Source organism: Streptomyces gelaticus, from assembly GCF_014649535.1.
Classification (GTDB): Bacteria; Actinomycetota; Actinomycetes; order Streptomycetales; family Streptomycetaceae; genus Streptomyces; species Streptomyces gelaticus.
On record NZ_BMTF01000005.1, the window covers coordinates 351,223 to 373,827 of the forward strand.

Annotated in this window: 18 protein-coding genes; 13 read left to right on the forward strand and 5 right to left on the reverse strand. The window is 71.1% G+C overall.

Translation table 11 applies throughout. The features are described 5' to 3' along the window. Positions 1-137: 137 nt before the first annotated feature. Both IE107_RS10490 and IE107_RS10495 read right to left on the reverse strand, forming a co-directional pair. The gene (locus tag IE107_RS10490; protein ID WP_189543414.1) at positions 138-2,126 is read right to left on the reverse strand and encodes an Ig-like domain repeat protein; all 1,989 of its coding nucleotides are present in this window, start codon (positions 2,124-2,126) and stop codon (positions 138-140) included. 235 nt (positions 2,127-2,361) lie between these two features. Beyond that, positions 2,362-4,329, reverse strand: a complete 1,968-nt coding sequence (locus IE107_RS10495) for a serine/threonine-protein kinase (RefSeq protein ID WP_189543415.1) — start codon at positions 4,327-4,329, stop codon at positions 2,362-2,364. A gap of 363 nt (positions 4,330-4,692) precedes the next feature. Here IE107_RS10495 and IE107_RS10500 point away from each other — a divergent pair, with 363 nt between their 5' ends. The 3 genes from IE107_RS10500 to IE107_RS10510 all read left to right on the forward strand — a co-directional run bounded on the left by IE107_RS10500 (position 4,693) and on the right by IE107_RS10510 (position 7,716). Then, entirely contained in the window at positions 4,693-6,057 is a 1,365-nt protein-coding gene (locus IE107_RS10500) for an aspartate aminotransferase family protein (RefSeq protein WP_189543416.1), read from the forward strand. A 148-nt stretch (positions 6,058-6,205) separates the two neighbouring features. Then, a complete protein-coding gene (locus tag IE107_RS10505; RefSeq protein WP_189543417.1) occupies positions 6,206-6,964 on the forward strand; it encodes a GntR family transcriptional regulator in 759 nt (252 codons plus the stop codon). Positions 6,965-7,065: 101 nt separating this feature from the next. Further along, on the forward strand, positions 7,066-7,716 hold the full coding sequence (locus IE107_RS10510) for a putative DNA-mimic protein (protein WP_189543464.1): 651 nt from the start codon (positions 7,066-7,068) through the stop codon (positions 7,714-7,716). 68 nt (positions 7,717-7,784) lie between these two features. On the opposite strand, the gene IE107_RS10515 is transcribed toward IE107_RS10510, so the two are convergent. Continuing rightward, entirely contained in the window at positions 7,785-8,564 is a 780-nt protein-coding gene (locus IE107_RS10515; RefSeq protein ID WP_229866822.1) for an SLATT domain-containing protein, read from the reverse strand. 357 nt (positions 8,565-8,921) lie between these two features. Here IE107_RS10515 and IE107_RS10520 point away from each other — a divergent pair, with 357 nt between their 5' ends. The 8 genes from IE107_RS10520 (at position 8,922) to IE107_RS10555 (ending at position 18,002) form a co-directional block, all read left to right on the forward strand. Beyond that, positions 8,922-9,257, forward strand: a complete 336-nt coding sequence (locus IE107_RS10520; RefSeq protein WP_189543466.1) for a YbaB/EbfC family nucleoid-associated protein — start codon at positions 8,922-8,924, stop codon at positions 9,255-9,257. A gap of 84 nt (positions 9,258-9,341) precedes the next feature. Next, positions 9,342-9,941, forward strand: coding sequence for a recombination mediator RecR (gene recR / locus IE107_RS10525; protein WP_124719582.1), 600 nt, complete (start codon positions 9,342-9,344; stop codon positions 9,939-9,941). Between the two features lie 131 nt (positions 9,942-10,072). Further along, the gene (locus IE107_RS10530) at positions 10,073-10,732 is read left to right on the forward strand and encodes a DUF5063 domain-containing protein (protein WP_189543418.1); all 660 of its coding nucleotides are present in this window, start codon (positions 10,073-10,075) and stop codon (positions 10,730-10,732) included. A 105-nt stretch (positions 10,733-10,837) separates the two neighbouring features. Further along, positions 10,838-12,952 (forward strand): LamG domain-containing protein, encoded by a 2,115-nt coding sequence (locus tag IE107_RS10535; RefSeq protein WP_229866825.1) that lies wholly within the window; start codon positions 10,838-10,840, stop codon positions 12,950-12,952. A 420-nt stretch (positions 12,953-13,372) separates the two neighbouring features. Continuing rightward, complete coding sequence (locus IE107_RS10540; protein WP_189543419.1) at positions 13,373-14,644, forward strand: aspartate kinase; 1,272 nt, start codon at positions 13,373-13,375, stop codon at positions 14,642-14,644. Further along, positions 14,641-15,705, forward strand: coding sequence for an aspartate-semialdehyde dehydrogenase (locus tag IE107_RS10545; protein ID WP_189543420.1), 1,065 nt, complete (start codon positions 14,641-14,643; stop codon positions 15,703-15,705). Before IE107_RS10540 ends, IE107_RS10545 begins: the two co-directional genes overlap by 4 nt. 357 nt (positions 15,706-16,062) lie before the next feature. After that, positions 16,063-16,638, forward strand: coding sequence for a SigE family RNA polymerase sigma factor (locus tag IE107_RS10550; RefSeq protein WP_148840622.1), 576 nt, complete (start codon positions 16,063-16,065; stop codon positions 16,636-16,638). Between the two features lie 200 nt (positions 16,639-16,838). Further along, a complete protein-coding gene (locus IE107_RS10555) occupies positions 16,839-18,002 on the forward strand; it encodes a hypothetical protein (protein WP_308434218.1) in 1,164 nt (387 codons plus the stop codon). Between the two features lie 166 nt (positions 18,003-18,168). On the opposite strand, the gene IE107_RS10560 is transcribed toward IE107_RS10555, so the two are convergent. Both IE107_RS10560 and IE107_RS10565 read right to left on the reverse strand, forming a co-directional pair. Further along, on the reverse strand, positions 18,169-19,056 hold the full coding sequence (locus IE107_RS10560) for an SURF1 family protein (protein ID WP_189543421.1): 888 nt from the start codon (positions 19,054-19,056) through the stop codon (positions 18,169-18,171). 132 nt (positions 19,057-19,188) lie between these two features. Beyond that, the gene (locus IE107_RS10565) at positions 19,189-21,063 is read right to left on the reverse strand and encodes a S9 family peptidase (protein ID WP_189543422.1); all 1,875 of its coding nucleotides are present in this window, start codon (positions 21,061-21,063) and stop codon (positions 19,189-19,191) included. A 70-nt stretch (positions 21,064-21,133) separates the two neighbouring features. On the opposite strand from IE107_RS10565, the gene IE107_RS10570 reads away from it, so the two are divergent. Next, entirely contained in the window at positions 21,134-21,970 is an 837-nt protein-coding gene (locus IE107_RS10570) for a class I SAM-dependent methyltransferase (RefSeq protein ID WP_189543423.1), read from the forward strand. Between the two features lie 41 nt (positions 21,971-22,011). After that, positions 22,012-22,401: a nuclear transport factor 2 family protein gene (locus IE107_RS10575; RefSeq protein WP_189543424.1), complete on the forward strand. Its 390-nt coding sequence runs from the start codon at positions 22,012-22,014 to the stop codon at positions 22,399-22,401. The last annotated feature ends 204 nt before the right edge of the window (positions 22,402-22,605 follow it).

Consider the following 22,605-nt stretch of genomic DNA (forward strand, 5'->3'; position numbering starts at 1 on the left):
AATCGCAGTGCGCCGGGCTTCAGCCCGGTGGTGAAGCGATTCTGAATTGCTGCTCTGGCAGGCAGGCTGGAGCGGACGGTTCTGCTGCTCGTTGTACTGATGAACGATGGAACGCCCTTCAGGGCGGGGAGCGGAAGTCAATTCGTGAAGATGAAGTACTGCCAGGCGCCGTGCGTGGTGGAGTTCACCGTGTCGCCCGAGGTGCCGTTGACGTACGAGGCACGGACGCGCATCCGGTAGCCCGTGTCATGCGTGCCCTTCAGCGTCACGAGGGTCTTTCCACCGGTGCCGAGCATGAAGTACTGCGAGCCCGCGTCGTACCACTTGCCCTGGTAGTAGAGCTCCAGGGACAGCTTGTGCGAGCGGTTCTTGTAGTACGTCATCGTCGTCGTGAAGACCGGGTCGGTCTTCTTGTGGAAGTACCGGTACGACGTCTTGCCGATCTTCGCCGTCTTGTACTGCTCGGAGACGGACGTCGAGACCTTCACCTTGGCGAACGCGGTCGACGTGACCTTCTTCGAGGCGTACCGGCCGTCGCCCTTGAAGACCGCGGTGACCGTGGTGTCCCGGGTCATGTCCACCGTGGTCGACAGGTCGCCCTTGGAGTTGACCTTGCCGGTCTTCACCAGTTTGTTGGGCTTGTCCGGCCCGAACGGGTCCACCCACAGCTCGACGGTGCGGTTCTTGTATGTCGTGCCGAGGTGCGCGGTGAACGACACATCGGTGCCGTAGGAGTACAGCGCCTTGTTGTGGTTCAGGGTCAGCGAGGTGGCCGACCGGGACACGGCGACCTTGTCGGAGCCGTAGGCCGCCGAGTGGGTCGCGTCGCCCGCGTACGACACCTTGTAGGTGACCTGGCCGCCCGCGGTCGGGGTGTCGGTGAAGGAGAAGCTGCCGTCCGACTTGAGCGTCACCGCGGGCAGTGCCTTGCCCTTGGGCGACTCGATGTCGGTGCGCGTGACCGTGGCCTTCGCGCCCGCCGGGAAGGCACCCGCGGACTTCACCCGTCCGGTGACGGTCAGCTTCTTGTCGAGCGCCGACTTGTCCGGTGCGTTCACCGTGACGGTGGTCGGGGACTTCACGGCATCGGTGAGCACCCGCAGCGAGCGGACGCCCGTGCTGTTCTCGGTGACCGCGAAGAGCCGGCTGGTGTCCGGTGCCCAGGCCAGCCCGGCCGGCACCAGGAGGTCCGATCCGCTGCTGGTCCCGGTGTTGGGGAAGTCGTACGTCCGGATCGGTGTGGTGGTGTCCTGCTTGTAGACGTACACGTCCGGCTCGTACGAGCCGTCGATGCCCGCGGCGACCGTGCCGTCCGGCGCGATGTCGACGGCGTTGGGGTACGCGTCGGAGGGGTACGAGGTCCCGGTGGTGAGGTCGGACGTCCGGTACGCCTGGTGGCGGTACGGGGCCCCGCTGGCCACCACGACCTGCGAGCCGTCCGGGGTCAGCGCCAGGTCACGCAGGTTGCTGCCGTCGGTGCGGACCTGTGCGGTGCGCGTGGCCGTCCCCGAGGCGACGTCGTACACGGCCAACTGGACGGGGCTCTGCCCCTCGATCCCGGCGGCCAGCGTGCCCGGGGCGCCCGGCGTGGACGCCAGGGTCGGGGCCGAGTACCAGGTGCGGTCAGGATCCTGGCCCAGGGTGACGACCGGCTCGGCACCGGACAGATCGAGTGACCCGATGTTGCCCTCGGCAGCCGCCCCGTAGCCGAACCAGAGCTTGCCGCCCGCCAGCGCCGGGTAGGCGGGCTCGGTGTTCGCGCCGGTCGCATAACGGGCGGACTCCACCAGGGCGGAGGTGTCGATCGCCGCGATGGCGTCGGCGCCGCGCACCCCCGCGTACAACGTGCCGGAGTCGGCGGACAGTTCGAGGCCGGTCACGCCGGGCAGGGACGGGATGGTCCCGACGACGTTGCCGCTGTAGTCGGTGGCGAGGACCTTGCCGCTGGTCGGGTCACTGATGAAGACCCGCTGGTGCACGCCGTCGGCGACGACGTCGCCGACGGAAGCGGCGGGAAGAATCTTGGAGGAGTCGGCAGCGGCCGGATTCGCCGCCCCGCCGACCAGAACCACTGAGCTGAAGAGAACCGCGAGCGAGGTCGCGGTCGAGATTCTGCGCGTACGCAAAATGATTTACCCCCACGGTAAGAGAGGCCGCATAGCACCCGGAGATGAGTCAGGGGTGCGGCCCAGGAACGCAGGGTATGCCATGGCGTCCACAAGTCGTACACATTTGCGGGGCCGGACGGCTCCGGCCCCGCGAATGGTCGGTTCGCCCGGGTGAGGAACGCCGGCCAGACATCGGCATGCGCTGTTGCCGCTCAACGCGGCATCCGCCCTGTTGGGTTGAACCCCCGTCCTGCTACTGGTCCTTGGTGTACGTGAGCTTCTCGCCGCTGTCGTTGTTCTCGCGGCGCAGGGTGCCGTCCGGGAGCAGGGTGAGCGTGGTGGCCTTGCCCGCTGTGCAGGACGTCATGGGCTCGCCCACCGTGACCGTGGAGGGTCCGACCTCGACGGGGCCGCCCGGGGACGGCTCCGCGGTCAGGTCCGCCTGGAACACGCAGTGGTAGGAGCCGCCGGTGTCGAGCGGGCCGTCCGCGGTGAGGGTGAGGACGCTCTCGCCGACCTCGCCCTGCTGGATGACGAGTTTCCGGGTGGAGTGGCCGGCCGCGTTGTCTATGGAGCCCGACCAACTGCCGAGGTAGCCGGACGGGATGGGGCCGTCGCCGTTCTTCCGGCCGTCGGTGGGGGAGGGGTCCGGTGACGACGGATCGTCGGTCCCGGGGGAGCCCGACGAGTTGTCCGAGGGGGACCGGGAGTCGGTGGGGGACGGCGTGGGGCCCGTCGGCTTGCCGTTCATGAGCGCGTAGACGGAGCCGCCCGCACCGATGGCCACGAGCACGGCGACGGCGATGAGCGCGACGGTCGCCCCCCTGCCGCGGCGGGCGGATTCGGGCTCGGGCTGCGGGGCGGTGGGGTAGGCGGGGCCGTACGGGGGTGTGGGGCCGTACGGGGGTGTGGAGCCGTACGGGGGTGTGGAGCCGAACCCGGGCTGTTGGTACGGCTGGTGCTGCTGCGGCGGATACCCGTACCCGGCCTGGCTCTGCTGGGGGCCGAGCTGAGGGCCGAGCTGGGGGCCGAAGCCCTGGCCGGGGTGCGGCTGGGCGGGCGGCGGGTAGCCGTAGGCGGGGGCGTGCGACGGCGACGGTGCGGGGGCCGGGGGCTGGGTGCCGGCCGTCGGGGGCGGCGTGTGCACGGGGCGGTCCGCGGGAGGCGCAGGAGACGCGGGAGGCGCAGGAGAAGCGGGAGGCGCAGGAGAAGCGGGATGCGTGCGAGGTGCGGGCGTCGGGGGTGCGGGGTCCGGAACGGGGGCCTGCGCAGCCGCCGCCACCTCCTCCGGGTCCTCCGAGTCCAGCAACTCCACCGCATGGCGTCCGAGTTGGGCTATCAGTGCGCCCGGGAGCCAGGGTTCGGTCGAGTCGCCGTCGGCCAGACGCTGCAGGATCGCGTCCGTCGCCGGCCGGGCGACCGGGTCCTTGTGCAGGCAGTCCCGGACCAGTTCGACGAGGTCCGCGGGAACGCCGGTCAGATCCGGTTCTTCCTGCGCGATCCGGAACATCTGCGCGTGCGGGTTGCTGTCGGACGGCCCGAACGGAAGCCGGCCGGTCGAGGCGTACGCCAGTACCGAGCCGAGGCAGAACACGTCGCACGCCGCGGTCACCCGCTCGCCCCGTATCTGCTCGGGCGCCATGAAACCGGGCGATCCGACCAGGGCCCCGGTGCGGGTGACAGCACCGTCGGTGACGGTGTCGAGTGCCCGGGCTATGCCGAAGTCGATGACGCGCGGCCCGTCGATCGTCAGCAGGATGTTGGAGGGCTTGAGGTCGCGGTGGACGATCCCGGCGGCGTGGATGGCCTGGAGGGCGCGGGTGAGACCGGCCCCCAGGATGTGGACCGAACGCTCGGGCAGGGGGCCGTAGGCACCGGAGGCCGCGCCCTCGGGGACGCGCGGGCGGCCGGTGACGGTGGCGTGCAGCGAGGGGCCGGCGACGTATCCGGTGGCGACCCAGGGCACGGCGGCCTCGGTGTCGGCGTCCAGCACCGGGGCGGTCCAGGTGGAGCCGACCTGGCGGGCGGCCCGTACCTCGTGGCGGAACCGGTCGCGGAATTCCTGCTGTTCGGCGAGTTCCCCGCGTACCAGCTTGATCGCGACGGTACGCCCGCGGTCGGACCGGGCCAGATAGACCTGGCCCATGCCGCCCGCACCGAGCCGGCCCAGCAGCCGGTACGCGCCGATGGCGCGCGGATCCTGTGGCGTCAGGCTCTGCATGGCGCTGACACGTCCTTCCCCCGGGATTGAACTGACCGTGCCTGGCGTGGCTCGCTCGATCATAGGGATCCACGCCGCGCACGGCCGGGCCGGTTGCGGCTTCGGGGGTATTGGGGGGATCCGGGCGCCGGGACCATGCGTTCTGCGCGCACCGGCGGCGGTGGTGGGCGCGGGCGCGGGCCAGGAGTGGGGGTCCCGGAGGTTCATCGCGCCCCTGGACGATGCGGCTCCGCCGCGGGGTCCCGTCGGTGGGCCGCACGACTGCCCCGTACTCCGACGACCCGACACCCTGCCCACCCGAGCGCCCCACGCCATACAAGGTGGCCATGTCGGACCGCTCCCGGCGCCGCCTACGCTCGCCGCATGACCCCTCATGCCCCTCATGTCGACCCCGCCGCCGGCGCGGCCGTGAAGGCCGCCGACCGTGCGCACGTGTTCCACTCCTGGTCCGCCCAGGGTCTGATCGACCCGCTCGCCGTCGCCGGCGCCGACGGGGCGTACTTCTGGGACTACGACGGGAACCGCTACCTGGACTTCACCAGCGGCCTCGTCTACACCAACATCGGCTACCAGCACCCCGTCGTCGTCGCCGCGATCCAGGAGCAGGCGGGCAAGCTCGCCACCTTCGCCCCCGCGTTCGCGATCGAGGCGCGCTCCGAGGCCGCACGCCTCATCGCCGAGCGCACCCCCGGCGACCTGGACAAGATCTTCTTCACCAACGGCGGTGCCGAGGCCGTCGAGAACGCCGTCCGGATGGCCCGGCTGCACACCGGCCGTACGAAGGTGCTCTCCGCCTACCGCTCGTACCACGGCGCCACGTCCACCGCGATCAACCTGACCGGTGACCCGCGCCGCTGGCCGTCCGACAACGGCTCGGCGGGCGTCGTCCGCTTCTGGGCGCCCTTCCTCTACCGCTCGCCGTTCCACGCCGAGACCGAGGCCGAGGAGTGCGCCCGCGCGCTCCAGCACCTGGAGGACACCCTCGCCTTCGAGGGTCCCGGCAACATCGCCGCGATCATCCTGGAGACGATCCCCGGCACCGCGGGCATCATGACGCCGCCGCCCGGCTACCTCGCGGGCGTCCGCGAGATCTGCGACCGGTACGGCATCGTCTTCATCCTCGACGAGGTCATGGCCGGCTTCGGCCGCACCGGCAAGTGGTTCGCCGCCGAACACTTCGACGTGGTGCCGGACCTGATGACCTTCGCCAAGGGCGTCAACTCCGGTTACGTACCGCTCGGCGGCGTCGCGATCTCCGCCGAGATCGCCGCGACCTTCGAGACCCGCGCCTACCCGGGCGGACTGACCTACTCCGGTCACCCGCTGGCCTGTGCGGCGGCCGTCGCCACCATTCGCGTGATGGAGGACGAGAAGGTCGTCGAGAACGCGGCCCGCATCGGCGAGACCGTCCTCGGCCCCGGCCTCCGCGAACTCGCCGAGCGCCACCCGTCGGTCGGCGAGGTCCGCGGCCTCGGCGCGTTCTGGGCGCTGGACCTGGTCCGCAACAAGGAGACCCGCGAGCCGCTGGTCCCGTACAACGCGGCGGGCGAGGCCAACGCGCCGATGGCGGCCTTCGGCGCCGCGGCCAAGAAGAACGGCCTGTGGCCCTTCATCAACATGAACCGCACGCACGCCGTTCCGGCCTGCAACATCACCGAGGCCGAGGCCAAGGAGGGCCTCGCGGCTCTGGACGCGGCGCTGTCGGTCGCGGACGAGCACACAGCGTGACCCGGGCCCGCGCGGTCCGGCAGCACAGTCGGTAGCGCGGACCGGCGACATCGCTGTCCGAAAGTGCGACACGCCCCTCCCCTGCCCGGATCCGGGCACAGCGGCCCTGGCTTAAGGTGACCGCAGGAGAAAAATGGGGAGGGGCGCCATGTGCGCGAGCGGAGCTGTGACCCGCAGTACGCTGCGGCAGCAGATCGCGGACGCGCTGCGTGACGAGGTGCTCGCCGGGCGTCTGCAGCCGGGGCGGGAGTTCACGGTCAAACAGATCGCCGAGCAGTACGGCGTGTCGGCGACACCGGTGCGCGAGGCGCTCTTCGACCTCTCCGCGCAGGGACTTCTGGAATCGGACCAGCACCGGGGCTTCCGGGTAAGGGAGTTCACCGTCGCCGACTACCGGTCCCTGGTCGAGGCCCGCAGCCTGGTCATCGACGGGGTCATCCGCGGCATCTTCTTCGGCGCCGGGCTCCCGACCGCGCAGTTGACGGGGTATCGGGACTGCCTGGTCTCCGTACGCCGCAGGGCCCAGGAGGCCGCGCGGGCGGCGCGGGGCGGCGACCTCGACATCCTCATCGGCTACGACCTGCGGTTCTGGCGCGAGCTCGGCGCGCTCGTGGGCAACGCGTACATCAACGACTTCCTGCACCGACTGCGCGTCCAGGCCTGGGTGTTCGCGGTGCCCTACCTGCGCCATGACGCGGCCGCCCGGGACTGGCTCTGGCACGGCCATCAGGACCTCGTCGCGGCGGTCACGCTCGGCGAACACGACGCGGTACGGGCGGTGCTGGACGACTACCGGACCCACGCGATGAACTGGGCGGACCGGCTCGCGGCCGGTGAGCTCGGGCATCCGCGGCGCGGCGCCGGGCCGGCCGGACAGGCGCCGGGCCCCGGGGCGCCGCGCGGGTGACCCCCACGCCGCCCATGGCCACTGTGCGCAACGCGCCCACCGCATTACGCTGTCCCGACCATCCCGAACATCCGATGCGCACCGTGGGAGAGCGAGACTTCGTGGCCTGTGACCTGTGGCTGGTCCCCCTCGTCGATGTGCTGTGCCACAGCCCCGACAACCCGTTCGCCGAAGAGATAGCCGTCTACGACAAGGCGTTGGGCGAGGCCGGACTGCCGCCCGTCCCCGTGTACGCCTACATGCCGGGGCTGACGGGCGACGTCGCCCCGGTCGCGGGCTTCGACTACGACGCCCTGCACTTCCTGCGCCGCGCCTTCCTGCTCCAGCTCAGCGGTCTCGCCGTCACGCCGGTCGGCGAACTGGGCGGGGACTACGAGCAGTTGCTGGAGATGTTCGAGGCGACGGCCCGTCAGTCCCACCTGGTCTGGCACTACGACCACGCCGGGGCGTACGTCCCGCTGGACTTCGCCGCCCCGCTGTCCGGCGACGACCTGCTGGAGGGCGGCGGTCCGCTCGGCTCCTCGCACGGACTGCTGCGGGAGTTGCAGTACGTCGCCCCGTCCATCGGCATCGACCCGGCCAATCCGCCGGCCGCCCCGCTGCCGCCCGCCGCACCGACCTCCCTGGAGGAACCGGCGGCCCCGATCCCGTACGACGACAGCCCGTTCGCCCGTGAGCGGCACGTCTGGCTGGGGCTGCACGCGGCGGCCACCCGCAGCCTCGCCCAGGGCTCAATGATCATCTTCAGTTGAGGGCAGACCCCTCGGGGCCTGTCCGTTCCCGGCCTTTCCCGGGCGCCCGTTTCCGGGCGCCCGCGAGGTCACCGCGGGGACTCCGGAGGGCGTTGGCGCGGCATGTTCGGCCGGGTCATCGTCTGCAACGGGAACCGCCCCGACAGCACCCCGTGCTCCGTACGCCCACTGCTGCCGCCGTTCGAGGACAGCGCCTGCATCCCCATCGGCGCCGGCCCGGCCCGGAACTCCACCATCCAGTCGGCGGTCTCGGTGCGCACCAGCTCGGTGATGTCCTCCGAGAACCGCCGCAGCACTCCCAGGCACCGCTCGGCCGCCTCGCTGGCCGTGCCCTCGGTCGGGCCGAGGACCTCCCGTACGCACTCCGAGGCCCAGTCGAACTGGAGCACCTGGAGGCGCCGCTGCACGGCCTGGGCGGTGGCGAGATTCCTCATCCAGCCGGAGGTGAGGCCGAAGTACCGGTCGCACGCCATGCTCGCGGCCCCCAGCAGCAGCGACAGATAGCCCCAGCCCGCCGCCCCGTGCAGCGCCCCGGTCAGATCGAGCAGCGGCAGCGCTGTGCCCGCGACCGCCCCGAACGCGGTGCCGATCCGCAGCGCCCTGGCCCCGCGCCGTTTCCACACCCGGTCGTTGAGGTACCAGTCGGCGGTGCGCAGCGCGTCGGTCTCGACCCAGCGGTACAGCTCGTCGAGGCGGTCGGCGGGTTCGTTCCAGTCGCCGAGCGGGAACGGCGTACTGGCCAGATCCCGGCCCCGTGCGCGGGAGTACGAACCGGAGGGACCGGCCGAGCCGGCCGAACCGGGCTCGTTGCGGGGCGGCCCTTCGGGCTGCATCTCCGGCTGACTCACCGGGTACTCCTCTGCATTCTGCGTAGCGACGCCTGATGTGGCGATGTGTTTCGGGACGGCGGGGTGCTCACTGCTCTCCGTCATGGCCGACCGTCCCGGGTGGGTAACTTTGCGTGACGATCGGTGTGCCTGGGCGCCCTGATGCGCATGCCCTTCCTACCGCCGAATGGTGGGCCATGGGGTAGAAAACGCGGTATTCCCGGGTTGGCAGGGCCTGTGATCAGGTATAGGAACCCGGCAAGGGCTGCCTGAAACTCACCCGAAAGAGTTGCTCGCCAGTGGGTGGAGCGCGCCGCCCGGTGACCACGTAGGCTCGGCATACCGAAACATTTTGTCGTCGAAATGCCAGGAGTGACCGTGATTCCCGGTGGTGGTCAGCCCAATATGCAGCAACTGCTGCAGCAGGCCCAGAAGATGCAGCAGGATCTCGCCGCGGCCCAGGAGGAACTGGCCAGGACCGAGGTCGAGGGCCAGGCGGGTGGCGGTCTCGTGAAGGCGACCGTGACCGGCTCCGGCGAGCTCCGCAATCTGGTGATCGACCCGAAGGCGGTCGACCCGGAGGACACCGAGACGCTCGCGGACCTCGTCGTCGCCGCCGTCCAGGCGGCGAACGAGAACGCGCAGCAGCTCCAGCAGCAGAAGCTGGGCCCGCTGGCCCAGGGACTGGGCGGCGTGCCCGGTCTTCCCTTCTGACCCGCTGAATCCTCCGGCGCGGCTCATCAAGGACAGAACGGCGCCGGCTCATCAAGGACAGAACAGGAAAGGAAGGCGTTCCCGTTGTACGAAGGCGTGGTTCAGGACCTCATCGACGAGTTGGGCAGGCTGCCCGGCGTCGGTCCCAAGAGCGCGCAGCGGATCGCCTTCCACATCCTGCAGGCCGAGCCGACCGATGTGCGCCGTCTCGCCCATGCCCTCCTGGAGGTCAAGGACAAGGTCCGGTTCTGTTCGGTCTGCGGCAACGTCGCCCAGCAGGAGCAGTGCAACATCTGCCGGGACACGCGCCGGGACCCGTCGGTGATCTGTGTGGTCGAGGAGCCGAAGGACGTCGTCGCGATCGAGCGGACCCGTGAGTTCCGGGGCCGGTACCACGTGCTCGGCGGCGCGATCAGCCCGATCGAGGGCGTCGGCCCGGACGATCTGCGCATCCGCGAACTGCTCGCCCGCCTCGCCGACGGTTCGATCACGGAGCTGATCCTGGCGACCGACCCCAACCTGGAGGGCGAGGCCACGGCGACGTACCTGGCACGGATGGTCAAGCCGATGGGCCTGCGGGTCACCAGGCTGGCCAGCGGTCTGCCGGTGGGCGGCGACCTGGAGTACGCGGACGAGGTCACCCTGGGCCGCGCCTTCGAGGGGAGGCGCTTGCTCGATGTCTGACGCCTTTACGTCTTCCGATGTTCGTCCGGTGATCCTTCCCGCGACCGTTCCCACGACTCACGGCGGCTTTACGTTCAGCGACGCTATGTTCTACTCACCGTTCGCGACCGTGCCCACGGGAGGTCCCCTCGATGTCTGACGCCACGCTGAACTCCGTCACGCAGGACCCGGACGACTTCGCCGTCCAGATCGCCGACCAGATCAAGACATTCATCGTCGCGGTCACCGAGGTGTCCAAGGTCGAGGAGCCCGAGGAAGCCGTCCCGGTCCTGCTGCTCCAGATCTCCCAGCTCCTGCTGGCGGGCGGCCGGCTCGGCGCGTACGAGGACATCGTCCCCGACGAGCGCTACGAGCCGGACCTGGGCGCGGAGCCGGACGCCGACGGGTTGCGCGAGCGCTTCGCCGCCCTGCTGGAGCCGATCGACGTCTACTCCGAGGTCTTCGACCCGTACGAGCCCCGCAAGGCCCCGGTCCCGGCCCGGATCTCGGACGACCTGGCCGACCTGGTCACCGACCTGCGCCACGGCCTGGCCCACTACGAGGAGGACCGCACCACCGAGGCCCTGTGGTGGTGGCAGTTCTCCTACTTCTCCAACTGGGGCTCCACCGCTTCCGCCGCCCTGCGCGCACTCCAGTCCCTGATCGCCCACATCCGCCTCAACCAGCCCCTCCAGGACCTGGACGGCCTGGACACCGACTCGGAAACCATCGACGACGACCTGGCCGAGGAGGCCGGCCGCGTGATGGCCGAGGAGATCGCGGGACCGCTGGGGCTGCGGCCGGTGCAGTAGCGGGGCCTGTCCCGTCGCTCGTTCGAAAATCCGTGCCGTTGTCGGCGCGCGTTGCTAGCCTCCCGATGTTCTGTGGTGCTCACAGAACGTGACGAGGGAGGGTGTATGCGTGAAACAAGTGGTGCGGGCCGTCGGAGATCGGCGCGGCTGGGGGCCTTGTCGCTGGTCGCGGGGGTGGCGCTGACGACGCAGGGGATGGCGGTCGCGGTCGCCGACCCGGCTCCCGACCGGTCGTGGGCCTCGGAGCTGGAGACCGGCGGCCGGGCGTGCGGGGCCGGGGAGACCAAGGCGTACGTCCGTGCCACGCCGTCGCTGCGGGCCGTGCTGTCGGACCCGGTGAACGGCGGGCAGCCGGACGCCCCTCCGGTCGCGGCCGAGTTCGAGGCGTGGTGGGCGGCCGACGGCGGCACCGAGCGCCGGCAGGCGACCACGACTGCCAAGCCCCAGGGGTCGGTGTTCTCCTGGCAGCTGCCCGAGGGGATCCCGGCCGACACCGTGGTCTCGTGGCACGTGCGTGCCCTCAGCGGCGGGACGGTTTCGCCCTGGAGTTCCGAGGGCGCGGGCGCGGCCTGCGAGTTCGTGTACGACCGCGAGGCCCCCCGGGCCCCGGTGGTGTCGTCGGCCGACTATCCGGACGGTGACGCCTGGACGGACGGCGTCGGTGTTCACGGGACCTTCCACGTCACCTCGCCGTCCGAGGACGTCGAGTTCTACCGGTACAACTTTCGGGGCGGCCGGCAGCTGACCGTCCAGGCGTCGGGCCCGGACCGTGCGGCGGACATCGACTACCTCCCGGAGTCGGCCGGGCCCCACGGCCTGGAGGTCCAGGCGTTCGACCGTGCGGGCAACGGCAGCACGCCCACGAACTACCAGTTCCGGGTGGGCTCCGGGCGGGCACCGGCCGCGCGCTGGAAGCTGGCCGACGCGGCGGGCTCGCACACGGCCGCCGCCGAGGCCGGTCCGGTGGCCCGTGCCGGAGCGGGAGCCGCGTTCGCCGGGACCGCTCCGTCCGGCACGGATCTGACCTCCTCGGTGAGCCTGGACGGGACGGGGCACGGTTTCCTGACGCCGGACGCCCCGGTCGTCGCGCCGGGCGGGACCTTTTCGGTGGGGGCCTGGGTGCGGCCCGCCGCGGTGGACGGCACCCGGACTGTCGTCAGCCAGGACACCGGTCAGGGGCCCGCATTCACACTGGGCCTCCGGCAGGACGACGGCAAGCCGGTCTGGTCGTTCGCCGTCGGCGGTACACCGCTGACCGGGGGCGTGCCCGAGACGGGTGAGTGGGCGCATGTGCTCGGACGGTACGACGCCCGGACGGGCAAGGCCCGGCTGTACGTCAACGGCAGGGCGGTGGGCGACGAGCGGACCGTGACCCCGGCGGCGGGCGACGGGAGCTTCCAGATCGGGCGGGCCCAGGGCGCGGCCGGCTACCGGGACCGCTGGCAGGGCGAGGTCGGCGACGTACGGGTCTACGACCGTGTGGCGGTGGCCGACGAGGTCGCGGGACTCGGCACCCGTAAGGCACAGCTGCTCGGCCACTGGGCGCTGGAGACGGCCCCCGGCGGCATCAGCGCCGAGTCGGACGGCGGGCAGCCGCTGAAGCTCGGCCCGGGCGCCTCGATCTTCCGGACGGACGAGACGTGCGATCCGCTGGACCCCGACTGCAACCCCGGGGACTGGCCCCTCGCGGACGAGGGCCATCTGAACCTGGACGGTGTCTCGGGCTACGCGGCCACGGAGAAGCCGGTCGTCGACACCGGTGACAGCTTCACGGTGAGCGCGACGGTGCGGCTGGCCGACCAGGAGCCGGACCACCCGATGACCGTCCTCTCCCAGGGAGGGGCGCACGGCGACGCCTTCAAGGTGCGCTACGAGCCGTCCACCGCCAGCTGGGAACTGGTGATGTCCCACGCGGACGGGCCGGGAGCGGCCGAGACGGTGGTCGCCCGGTACGCGGAGCCCGACGGCGGCCAGGGCGCGGGGCACCGGATCGCGGTCGTCCACGACACCGCGGCGGACCGGATCACGCTCTTCGTGGACGGCTACGCCGAAACCGCGGGCACCGCCGAGTTCCGAGACGGCTGGACCAGCGGCGGCGGCCTCCAGGTGGGCCGGGGACGTACGGCCGACGGGTGGGGCGAGTACCTGCACGGGGCCGTGGACCAGGTCCGGGCCTTCTCCGGCGCGCTGACCGCCAGCGAGATCAGCGCTCTGTGGTAGCGGGCGCCGCGTGAGCTGGGGGGCGCGGCGGGCAGGTCCCACGCCCGGCGTGCCCCGTTCTCACCCCCGTCGCACCGCAGGTCGCCGTCGTGCGGGGGGCGCGGCCAGGGCGAGGAGCAGGAGGCAGTACGCGCAGCGGCTTGCGCAGGGCGGGGCCCCGAAGGGCGGACGGTCGGGTTCCGGTCCACGCTGGAGGTGGAGGGAGGCCGAATCGTGGACCCGGGCCGCCGGCCGTGTGGGCTGGACCACATACGGGAGTGCGGGGCTGCCCGGCGGGCAGGGCCTGTAACGAGCAGTCCGGACGGCACGCCGATGATCACGTGCTGAGCGGGACATCTCACCATGTGGTATCAGCGGGGCGATTCCGGACTGCTCGTTAAACTGAGTCGACCGCAGTAATGGACTGAGCGAGGAGCGCACGTGGGCCTTGTCGTGCAGAAGTACGGAGGCTCCTCCGTAGCCGATGCCGAGGGCATCAAGCGCGTCGCCAAGCGAATCGTCGATGCCAAGAAGAACGGCAACCAGGTGGTTGTCGTGGTGTCGGCGATGGGCGACACGACGGACGAGTTGATCGATCTCGCCGGGCAGGTATCCCCGATCCCTGCCGGGCGTGAGTTCGACATGCTGCTGACCGCCGGAGAGCGGATCTCCATGGCCCTGCTGGCGATGGCGATCAAAAACCTGGGCCACGAGGCCCAGTCCTTCACCGGCAGCCAGGCGGGCGTCATCACCGACTCGGTCCACAACAAAGCGCGCATCATCGATGTGACGCCGGGCCGTATCCGTACGGCGCTGGACGAGGGGAACATCGCGATCGTCGCGGGGTTCCAGGGGGTGTCCCAGGACAAGAAGGACATCACCACCCTCGGCCGCGGCGGGTCCGACACCACCGCCGTCGCGCTCGCGGCCGCGCTGGACGCCGAGGTCTGTGAGATCTACACCGATGTGGACGGTGTCTTCACCGCCGACCCGCGGGTCGTGAAGAAGGCCCGGAAGATCGACTGGATCTCCTTCGAGGACATGCTGGAGCTGGCCGCGTCCGGTTCCAAGGTGCTGCTGCACCGGTGCGTGGAGTACGCACGCCGCTACAACATCCCGATCCACGTCCGCTCGTCCTTCTCCGGACTGCGCGGGACCTGGGTCAGCAACGAGCCGCAAGGGGACCAGAAGGTGGAGCACGCGATCATCTCCGGAGTCGCCCATGACGTCTCCGAGGCCAAGATCACCGTCGTCGGCGTGCCCGACAAGCCGGGCGAGGCCGCCGCGATCTTCCGCACGATCGCCAATGCGGAGATCAACATCGACATGGTGGTGCAGAACGTCTCCGCCGCGTCGACCGGTCTGACCGACATCTCGTTCACGCTCCCGAAGGCCGAGGGCCGCAAGGCCATCGACGCCCTGGAGCGCAACCGCGGAAGCATCGGCTTCGAATCGCTGCGCTACGACGACCAGATCGCGAAGATCTCCCTGGTCGGCGCCGGTATGAAGACCAACCCGGGGGTCACGGCGGGCTTCTTCGAGGCACTGTCGGACGCCGGCGTGAACATCGAGCTGATCTCGACGTCCGAGATCCGCATCTCGGTGGTCACCCGCGCCGACGACGTCATCGAGGCCGTGCGCGCCGTACACACCGCCTTCGGCCTGGACAGCGACTCCGATGAGGCCGTCGTCTACGGGGGCACCGGCCGATGACCGCGCGCCGTCCCTCGCTCGCGGTCGTCGGAGCGACCGGGGCGATCGGCGGCGTCATGCTCCAGATCCTTTCGCAGCACGCGGATGTCTGGGGCGAGGTGAAGCTGATCGCCTCGCCGCGTTCGGCCGGTCGCAAGCTGGTCGTGCGCGGCGAGGAGAGCGAGGTCCTCGAACTCACCGAGGAGGTCTTCGACGACGTGGACGTGGCGCTGTTCCTGGTGCCCGACGAGGTCTCCGCGCAGTGGGCTCCGATCGCCGCCGCCAAGGGCACCGTCGTCATCGACGACTCCGCCGCGTTCCGACTGGACGCGGACGTTCCGCTGGTCGTGCCCGAGATCAATCCGCATGCCGTACGGATCCGGCCACGCGGCATCGTCGCGAGCCCGAACTGCACGACGCTCGCGCTGATCGTCGCGGTCGGTGCGCTGCACGCCGAATTCGGCGTCCGGGAGCTGGTCGTCTCCTCGTACCAGGCGGTGAGCGGGGCGGGCCGGGACGGTGTCGCGGCGCTGCGCGAACAGCTGTCGATGGTTGCCGGTACGGAACTGGGCACGAAGCCCGGGGACGTACGCAGGGCCCTGGGGGAGACGGAAGGCAGTCCCTTCGCCGCCCCGGTGGCCCTCAATGTGGTGCCCTGGGCCGGGACCGAGGCCGGGGACGGCTGGTCGTCGGAGGAGCTGGCGATCCGCGAGGAGTGCCGCAAGGTCCTGGACCTGCCGGACCTGAGGGTCGCGGCGACCTGTGTGTACGTACCCGTCGTCGCGACGCACTCGATGTCCGTGCACGCCCGGTTCGAGAACGAGATCGCGGTCGACCGGGCCCACGAGATCCTGGCGACGGCACCGGGGGTGGTGCTGTACGACAGCCCGGCGGCGGGGGACTTCCCGACCCCGTCCGACGTCGTCGGCACCGATCCGACCTGGGTCGGGAGAGTGCGCAGGTCGCTGGACGATCCGCGAGGTCTGGAGCTGTTCGTCTGCGGCGACAACCTCCGCAAGGGCGCGGCTTTGAACGTGGCGCAGATCGCCGAAGCGGTGGCCGCGGAGTTCCCCCGGTCCTGATCGAACCTGTTTTGTACTCTCTGTGAATGCTCTGTGGGTAAGTTGAACGTCTCAACCTCTTGAGCTGGGGTGTCGGGTATCCGACGATGACTTTCGGCCTGCTGCAACCACTGGCCGGGGAGTGTGCGTCTATGCCGTCACTTCTGGCGCGGCGGGGCGCACATTCGGGGTATTCGGGGAAGAGCAGGTACGTATGAGGGCATGTCGCACAGCGCCGAACGCGGTGCCGCGCGCGTACAACCCTGACGGGGGGAAACGTGTCCAACTGGCGTGGCAGAGGTTCTCGAAATCACAGTGGTGGGCTCCTTGCGCGGCGCTTCGGTGCGTCCGCTCCGACGGCCCCGCGCACCCGGCGGTATGCCGGTGATTGCGCCCATGCCCGCTGCGCGCCCCGCACGGCTGCCCTCGCAGCGCGAGGGCGCTGAGGAGAGCGTGGCTGCCGGAACCACCGTCGACCATCTCACCGAGACCTATCGGGCTCATTACCGTTCGCTGCTCGGTCTCGCGGCCCTGCTCCTGGACGACACGGCCTCCTGTGAGGACGTGGTGCAGGAGGCGTTCATCCGGGTGCACTCGGCGCGCAACCGGGTACGGGACCCGGAGAAGACGCTCGCGTATCTGCGCCAGACCGTCGTCAACCTCTCGCGTTCCGCACTGCGCCGCCGCATCCTCGGGCTGAAGCTGCTCTCCAAGCCCATGCCGGACATGGCGAGCGCTGAGGAGGGTGCGTACGACCAGCTGGAGCGCGACGCGCTGATCAAGGCGATGCGGGGGCTGCAACGGCGTCAGCGGGAGGTTCTGGTGCTGCGCTACTTCGCGGACATGACGGAGGTCCAGGTGGCCGAGACGCTGGGGATATCCCTGGGCTCGGTCAAGGCCTACGGCTCCCGCGGGATCGCGGCGCTGCGCGTCGTGATGGAGGCACAGGGATGAGCCGGCGCGACCGCGAGTACGAGAACGGCCCTGATGAACGCGGACAGGGCCCTGATGAACGTGAACACGGCCCCGAACGTGAGCGTCGGATTGACCGGACTGGAAAAGGAATTGTGAACCACGGGCCGGAGAATGCCTCGCGGGTGGACCGGGACGCGGACGCGGCGGCCGTCGGCGCCGGGGCTGACGGGACTGACGGGATGGATGGGATCGACGGAGCTGACGGGGCTGCTGAATCTGCCGGGGCGGCCGAGACCGCTGAGCTCGGCAGTCTGAGCAGTCTCTTCGGCTCGGGTCCGGACGCGGTCCTACTCGGCGGCCCGGGAGCCGGTGACGGTGCGGACCTCGACGAGGTCGCGCTGCGCCGCATGCTGCGCGGTGCCGTCCAGCACATCGAGCCCAGCGACGGCACGCTCGCCCATCTGCAGCGCGCGGTTCCCGTCCGGCGCGCGAAGCGGCGGCAGGCCGTCGTCGGTCTGGCGGCTGCGGCGCTGCTCATCGGCACCGCGGTGCCGGCCTTCGTCCATGTCGCGAACTCCGACGGTTCGAACGCCGCCAACCCCGAGATGGCCGGACACGGCGAGCAGGCGCAGGGCGGCAACGGCGCGGACACCGGCTCGCAGTCCGGCGGCAAGAACAGCGGCGGCGACGCCGACGGGCATACCGGCGGTGACCGGGACCGGCCCACGAGCTCGAGCAGCCCCTCCGACAGCCGTGGCCAGGGGGCCGACGGGCACCTGTCGGGCGGGGGCGCCGACACGACCGACCCTGCGACGGTCTCCATGCCGGCCTGCGACCCGCAGCAGCTCGGTGTCGCCTCGGCCGAGACCGGTGCGCCCGGTGCCGACGGCACGGTCTACGGAACCTTCCGGATCGCCAATATCTCCGGCACGGAGTGCTCGGTGAGCGGCAGCGGCAGCGTGGGCTTCCAGGCGATCGGCGCGGCCGACCCGGCCAGGATCGCGGTCGTTCAGCACACCGCGGGTGACGCGGCGGCCGGACTGCCCGACCCTTCGCAGGAGCAGGGGACGGTGCTGCTGAAGCCGTCGATGGCGTACGAGGTGAAGTTCGCCTGGGTACCGAAGGACACGTGTCCGACCGTCGGAGGCTCGCCGAGCCCGACACCGACCGACGACGCGGGCGGTGCGAGTGGCGCGGCGGCCGCCGGTACCGGTTCGGGGAGCGACGACGGCACGACGGGGACGGCCCTGCAGTTCGGCAGCGAGGACGGCGGCGGGATGCAGGACGGCAGCGTCGCCGTGACGCACACGCCGGAAGCCGGGGCACCGGTGGCGGAGGCGAAGATCGCCAACGCCTGCTCGGGCACGATCTACCGGACCGGGGTACTCGCTCCGGCGCCGTGACGCCGTGGCGCCGTGACGCCGTGGCGGTGTGGTGGCGTGACCGCGTGATGTCGGGGATGTCGTTCGGGGATGTCGTGACGACGTGCGACGCATGAGACGAGGGGCCCGCCGTCGATGTCGACCGGCGGGCCCCTCGCGTGTGTCTGCTTCTGCGTCTGTGCGCGTCTCAGGCTGCTCCGGTGCCCACGGCGTCCTTGCCGGACCCGGACTTGGACCCGGACCCGGACCCGGACTCCGCTTCCGAGGTGGCTTCCGTTTCCGGGACGAGGCCCAGTTGCAGGTCGCGTGCCGCTTCGGCCTCGCGGCGGACCAGCCGGAACCACATGAACAGCACGAACCCGGCGAAGACGAACCACTCGCCGGTGTAGCCGAGGTTCTGGAAGGCCTTCAGGTCGAGCCCGGTGCCCTGCGCCATGGCAGCAGGTACGGGACGCAGCGCGTCGGCCGCCTTGTCCCCGGTCCCGGCTCCGGCCCGGGCTTCGGCGCCCGTGTCCTGGAGGGTCACCCATGCGTCGTAGACGTCGTACGGGACGAGGTTGACCAGGGACGCGGCGCTGATCATGCCCAGCTGGCCGTCGGGGAGCCCGCCCGCCGTGTCGACCCCCGGGGTGCCGGCGTTCTCGGAAGCCTGGAGGTCGCCGGTCACCGTGACCTCGCCGGTCGGTGCGGCGGGCACGGCGGTGCTGCCGGGCTTGCCGGGCAGCCAGCCACGCACCACCGGCAGTGCCTTGCCGCTGTCCGTACGGAGCATGTTCAGGACGTAGAAGCCGCTCCTGTCGTCCAACTTCCGTCCGGGCACCAGGAACTGGTCGGCGTACCGGCCGGTGGCGGTGGCGGGGCGGCCGGAGGTCACCTTGTCGACGGGTAGGAGCTCGTCGATCGGCTCGGCGGGCCTGGAGCCTGGGGCGGGCTGCTTCTCGGCGGCGTCGTGCGTCTGCACGCGGTCCTCGAAGCGGCCGAGCTGCCAGGTGCCCATGAACACGCAGAACGGGATGGCCAGCACGACGAAGAGGTTGATCCCCCACCATCGCGGGGTCAGCAGGAACCGGTACACCCCTCCACGGTACGGTCCCCGCTCCGGTCGCCGGGAGCGGGGTGCCGACTGAGGGCCGTGTCCCGGGCCGCGCGCGGGAGGAGGGGACGGACGCCCGTCCCACCGGCCGTCACGCCCCGTCCCACCCGGCCGTCACGCGCCGGTCGGGCCCGGCTCCGGGGACAGGTGGCGTCGGGCGAAGTCCAGTTCCAGACGGACCTGCTTGATCCGCTCCTCCACGACGAGCGAACCGTGTCCCGCGTCGTACCGGTACACCTCGTGCACCGCGTCCCGGTCCTTCAGCCGGTCGACGTAGTTCTCCACCTGGCGGATCGGGCAGCGCGGGTCGTTGACGCCCGCCGAGATGTGGACCGGCGCCCGGACCGCGTCGACGTACGTCAGCGGGGACGACGCCTCGAAGCGCTCGGGAACCTCCTCCGGCGTGCCGCCCAGCAGCGTGCGGTCCAGCGCTTTCAGGTCCTCCATCTCGTCGTGGTACGCCGTGACGTAGTCGGCTACCGGGACCGCCGCCAGGCCGAGGGCCCAATGCTCCGGCTGCGTACCGAGGCCGAGCAGGGTCAGATAGCCGCCCCAGGAGCCGCCGGCCAGGACCAGCTTCTCCGGGTCCGCGAGGCCGGACTTCACCGCCCACTCCCGCACCGCGGCGATGTCCTCCAGCTCGATCAGGCCGACCCGGTGCTTGAGCGCGTCCGTCCAGGCGCGGCCGTATCCGGTGGAGCCGCGGTAGTTGACCCGGACGACCGCATAGCCGTGGTCGACCCAGGCGGCGGGGCCGGAGGCGAAGGCGTCGCTGTCGTGCCAGGTAGGGCCGCCGTGGATCTCGAAGACGGTGGGGAACGGCCCCTCGGCCGGCGCGGCGGGCCGCTGCACGAGCGCATGGACACGGCCCCCGGGCCCGTCCACCCACACGTCCTCCACCGGCACGGACGCCGGGGCCTTCGCGCCGGGCGGATCGAGCACCACCGCACCCGAGGTGGACCGGATGACGGGCGGCTGCGCGGCCGAGGACCACAGGTACTCCACCGTCCCGTCCGGCCGGGCCGTGGCACCCGACACCGAACCCGCAGGCGTCTCCACCCGGACGGGGGTGCCGCCCGCCTCCGGCTCGTACCGCCAGAGGTCGCTGCGGGCCTCGAAGGCGTGCACGATCAGCAGCGCGGAGGCGTCCGGATACCACTCGGCGACCACGTCGCCGGGCAGATCGACCCCGAGGTCCGTCTCCTCGCCCGTCGTCGGATCCCAGATCATCGGCTCCCAGCGGCCCCGCCGCTGGTGCCCGACCAGGAGCCTTGTGTCCCCGGCGACGGGGGCGAAGCCCAGCACGGACAGGCCCAGCTCCTTCGTACCGCCCTCGGTGTCGTCCAGCTCGGCGACCGTCGTCCCGTCCGGGCGCACCACGCGCAGCGCGGAGTGCATGGCGTCGCCGTGCTCGGTGTGTTCCAGGGCGATCAGCGTCCCGTCGTGGCTGAGGTCGCCGACGCACGCCGACTCGCGGTGGCGGTAGATCTCCACGGGCTCCGTTCCGGGCCGTACGACATGGATCGTCGTCCCGTCCTCGTCGGTCGAGCGGCCGACCACCGCCGTGCCGTCCCGCCCGATGGCGAGCCCGGCCGGGTACGCGGGGCCCAGACCGGGCGTGGCCGGTTCGTCCACCGGGGCGGCCGGCTCGCCGTCCCCGCCGACATGGAACGGCTGGCGCATCCACACTCCGAACTCGTCGCCGTCGGTGTCGCTGAACCACCAGACCGACTCCCCGTCGGGTGTCAGCGCCCCGTCCGTCGTGCCGTTCGGCCGGTCGGTCACCTGGCGCTGCTGCCCGGTGGCGCGGTCCCATGCGTACAGCTCGTACGTCCCCGTCGCGTTGGAGACGAACAGCGCGCGGTCGGGTGCGTCCTCCGCCCAGTCGGGCAACGACATCCGTGGCGCCCGGAAGCGCTGCTCCCACTCCGGCGCCGCTGCGGGGGGCTGGGCGGAAGGGGTCGTCGTCGAGCCAGTGGTCTCAGTCATGTCCCCCATTCTGCGCCGGAACGCCGATAATTCGTTCGCTTCGTCCGCAGCCTGTGGATAACCTCCCGGCATGCATGCATCGACCCCTGCCGACTGGCACGAGGCAAACCGTGCGCACTGGGACGAGCGGGTCCCCATCCACGCCAAGAGCGACTTCTACGACCTCGATTCCTTCCGCGCCGGAAAGGACGCCCTGCGCGACTTCGAGCTCGCCGAGGTCGGGGACGTCACGGGAAAATCGTTGCTGCATCTGCAGTGCCACATCGGGGTCGACACCCTCTCCTGGGCCCGGCACGGCGCCGCACAGGTTGTCGGTCTGGACTTCTCCGAGCCGGCCGTCGAGACCGCGCGAGCCCTGGCCCGCGAGCTCGGGTTCGGCCAGGACCGGGCGGCGTTCGTCACGGCCGACGTCCACGATGCCGCGGACGCCGTCCCCGACTCGTCGTACGACATCGTCTACACCGGCATCGGCGCGTTGAACTGGCTGCCCGACACCCGCCGTTGGGCCGAGACCGCCGCATCGCTCGTGGCACCCGGCGGTTTCCTCTATCTCGCGGAGTTCCACCCGATCACGGACTGCCTCGACGACGCCACCGGCGCGAAGGTCGAGTACGACTACTTCAGCCGCGACGCGTGGGTGGAAGAAACGCCCGGCACGTACGCGGACTTCGACGCGCCCACCCTCCACAACCGCAGCGTCGAATGGCAGCACCCGATCGGCGAGGTGGTGTCGGCGCTGGCCGCCGCAGGGCTGCGGATCGAGTTCCTGCACGAGCACGACGCCTCGCTCTTCGCCCGTTTCTCGGATCTGGAACGACAGGACGACGGTTCCTACCGCTTCCCCGCCGACCGGCCGCGGATCCCGCTGATGTACTCCATCAAGGCGTCGAGGGCGGCCGATTCCTGAACGAGGGCCGATTGTCAGTGGCGGGGTCCAGACTCGGACCCATGACGACGACTGCCGATCTGCGCGCCGTGGTGGAGACGTACTGGAGCGCGGCCGACGCCCGCGACTGGGACGCCTTCGCCGCGACGCTGGCCGATGAGGTGTTGTACGACCTGCCGCAGACCCGCGAGCGCATTCGCGGCAAGGAGCGGTATCTGAGATTCAACCGGGAGTACCCGGGGGACTGGCGTGTCCGCGTCGAGCAGGTGGTGGCCGACGGCCAGGGCGGGCAGGCCGCCGTTCGTACGCGGTTCACGGCCGGCGGCGAGGAGCTGCCCGCCATTCATTTCTTCGTGTTCGACGCGGCGGGGCGGATCACGGAGATCACCGACTTCTGGCCCGAGCCGTACGAGCCCCCGGCGGGCCGGGAGCATCTCGCCGAGCGGTACTGAGCCCGGCGCACCGGCGGCCTTCCGCCGACTCCAACACCGACGCCGACTTTGAAGCCGCGGCCACCGCCGTACTCGCCGCGATCACCGCCCTGGCCCTGCACCGGCCGGGGGCCGCGCCGTCTGCTCCCGTCGCCGGGCCGTGACAGCAGTGCGGCGGGCCGCCGGGAGAACCCCCGGCAGCCCGCCGCGCTTCTGCACCTCCGT

Excerpts from the sequence above, each read along its gene's own strand:
- IE107_RS10495 (WP_189543415.1), bottom strand. The coding sequence starts at position 4,329 with ATGCAGAGCCTGACGCCACAGGATCCGCGCGCCATCGGCGCGTACCGG.
- IE107_RS10500 (WP_189543416.1), top strand. The coding sequence starts at position 4,693 with ATGACCCCTCATGCCCCTCATGTCGACCCCGCCGCCGGCGCGGCCGTG.
- IE107_RS10505 (WP_189543417.1), top strand. The coding sequence starts at position 6,206 with ATGTGCGCGAGCGGAGCTGTGACCCGCAGTACGCTGCGGCAGCAGATC.
- IE107_RS10530 (WP_189543418.1), top strand. The coding sequence starts at position 10,073 with ATGTCTGACGCCACGCTGAACTCCGTCACGCAGGACCCGGACGACTTC.
- IE107_RS10535 (WP_229866825.1), top strand. The coding sequence starts at position 10,838 with ATGCGTGAAACAAGTGGTGCGGGCCGTCGGAGATCGGCGCGGCTGGGG.
- IE107_RS10545 (WP_189543420.1), top strand. The coding sequence starts at position 14,641 with ATGACCGCGCGCCGTCCCTCGCTCGCGGTCGTCGGAGCGACCGGGGCG.
- IE107_RS10550 (WP_148840622.1), top strand. The coding sequence starts at position 16,063 with ATGCCGGTGATTGCGCCCATGCCCGCTGCGCGCCCCGCACGGCTGCCC.
- IE107_RS10555 (WP_308434218.1), top strand. The coding sequence starts at position 16,839 with ATGGATGGGATCGACGGAGCTGACGGGGCTGCTGAATCTGCCGGGGCG.
- IE107_RS10565 (WP_189543422.1), bottom strand. The coding sequence starts at position 21,063 with ATGACTGAGACCACTGGCTCGACGACGACCCCTTCCGCCCAGCCCCCC.
- IE107_RS10570 (WP_189543423.1), top strand. The coding sequence starts at position 21,134 with ATGCATGCATCGACCCCTGCCGACTGGCACGAGGCAAACCGTGCGCAC.
- IE107_RS10575 (WP_189543424.1), top strand. The coding sequence starts at position 22,012 with ATGACGACGACTGCCGATCTGCGCGCCGTGGTGGAGACGTACTGGAGC.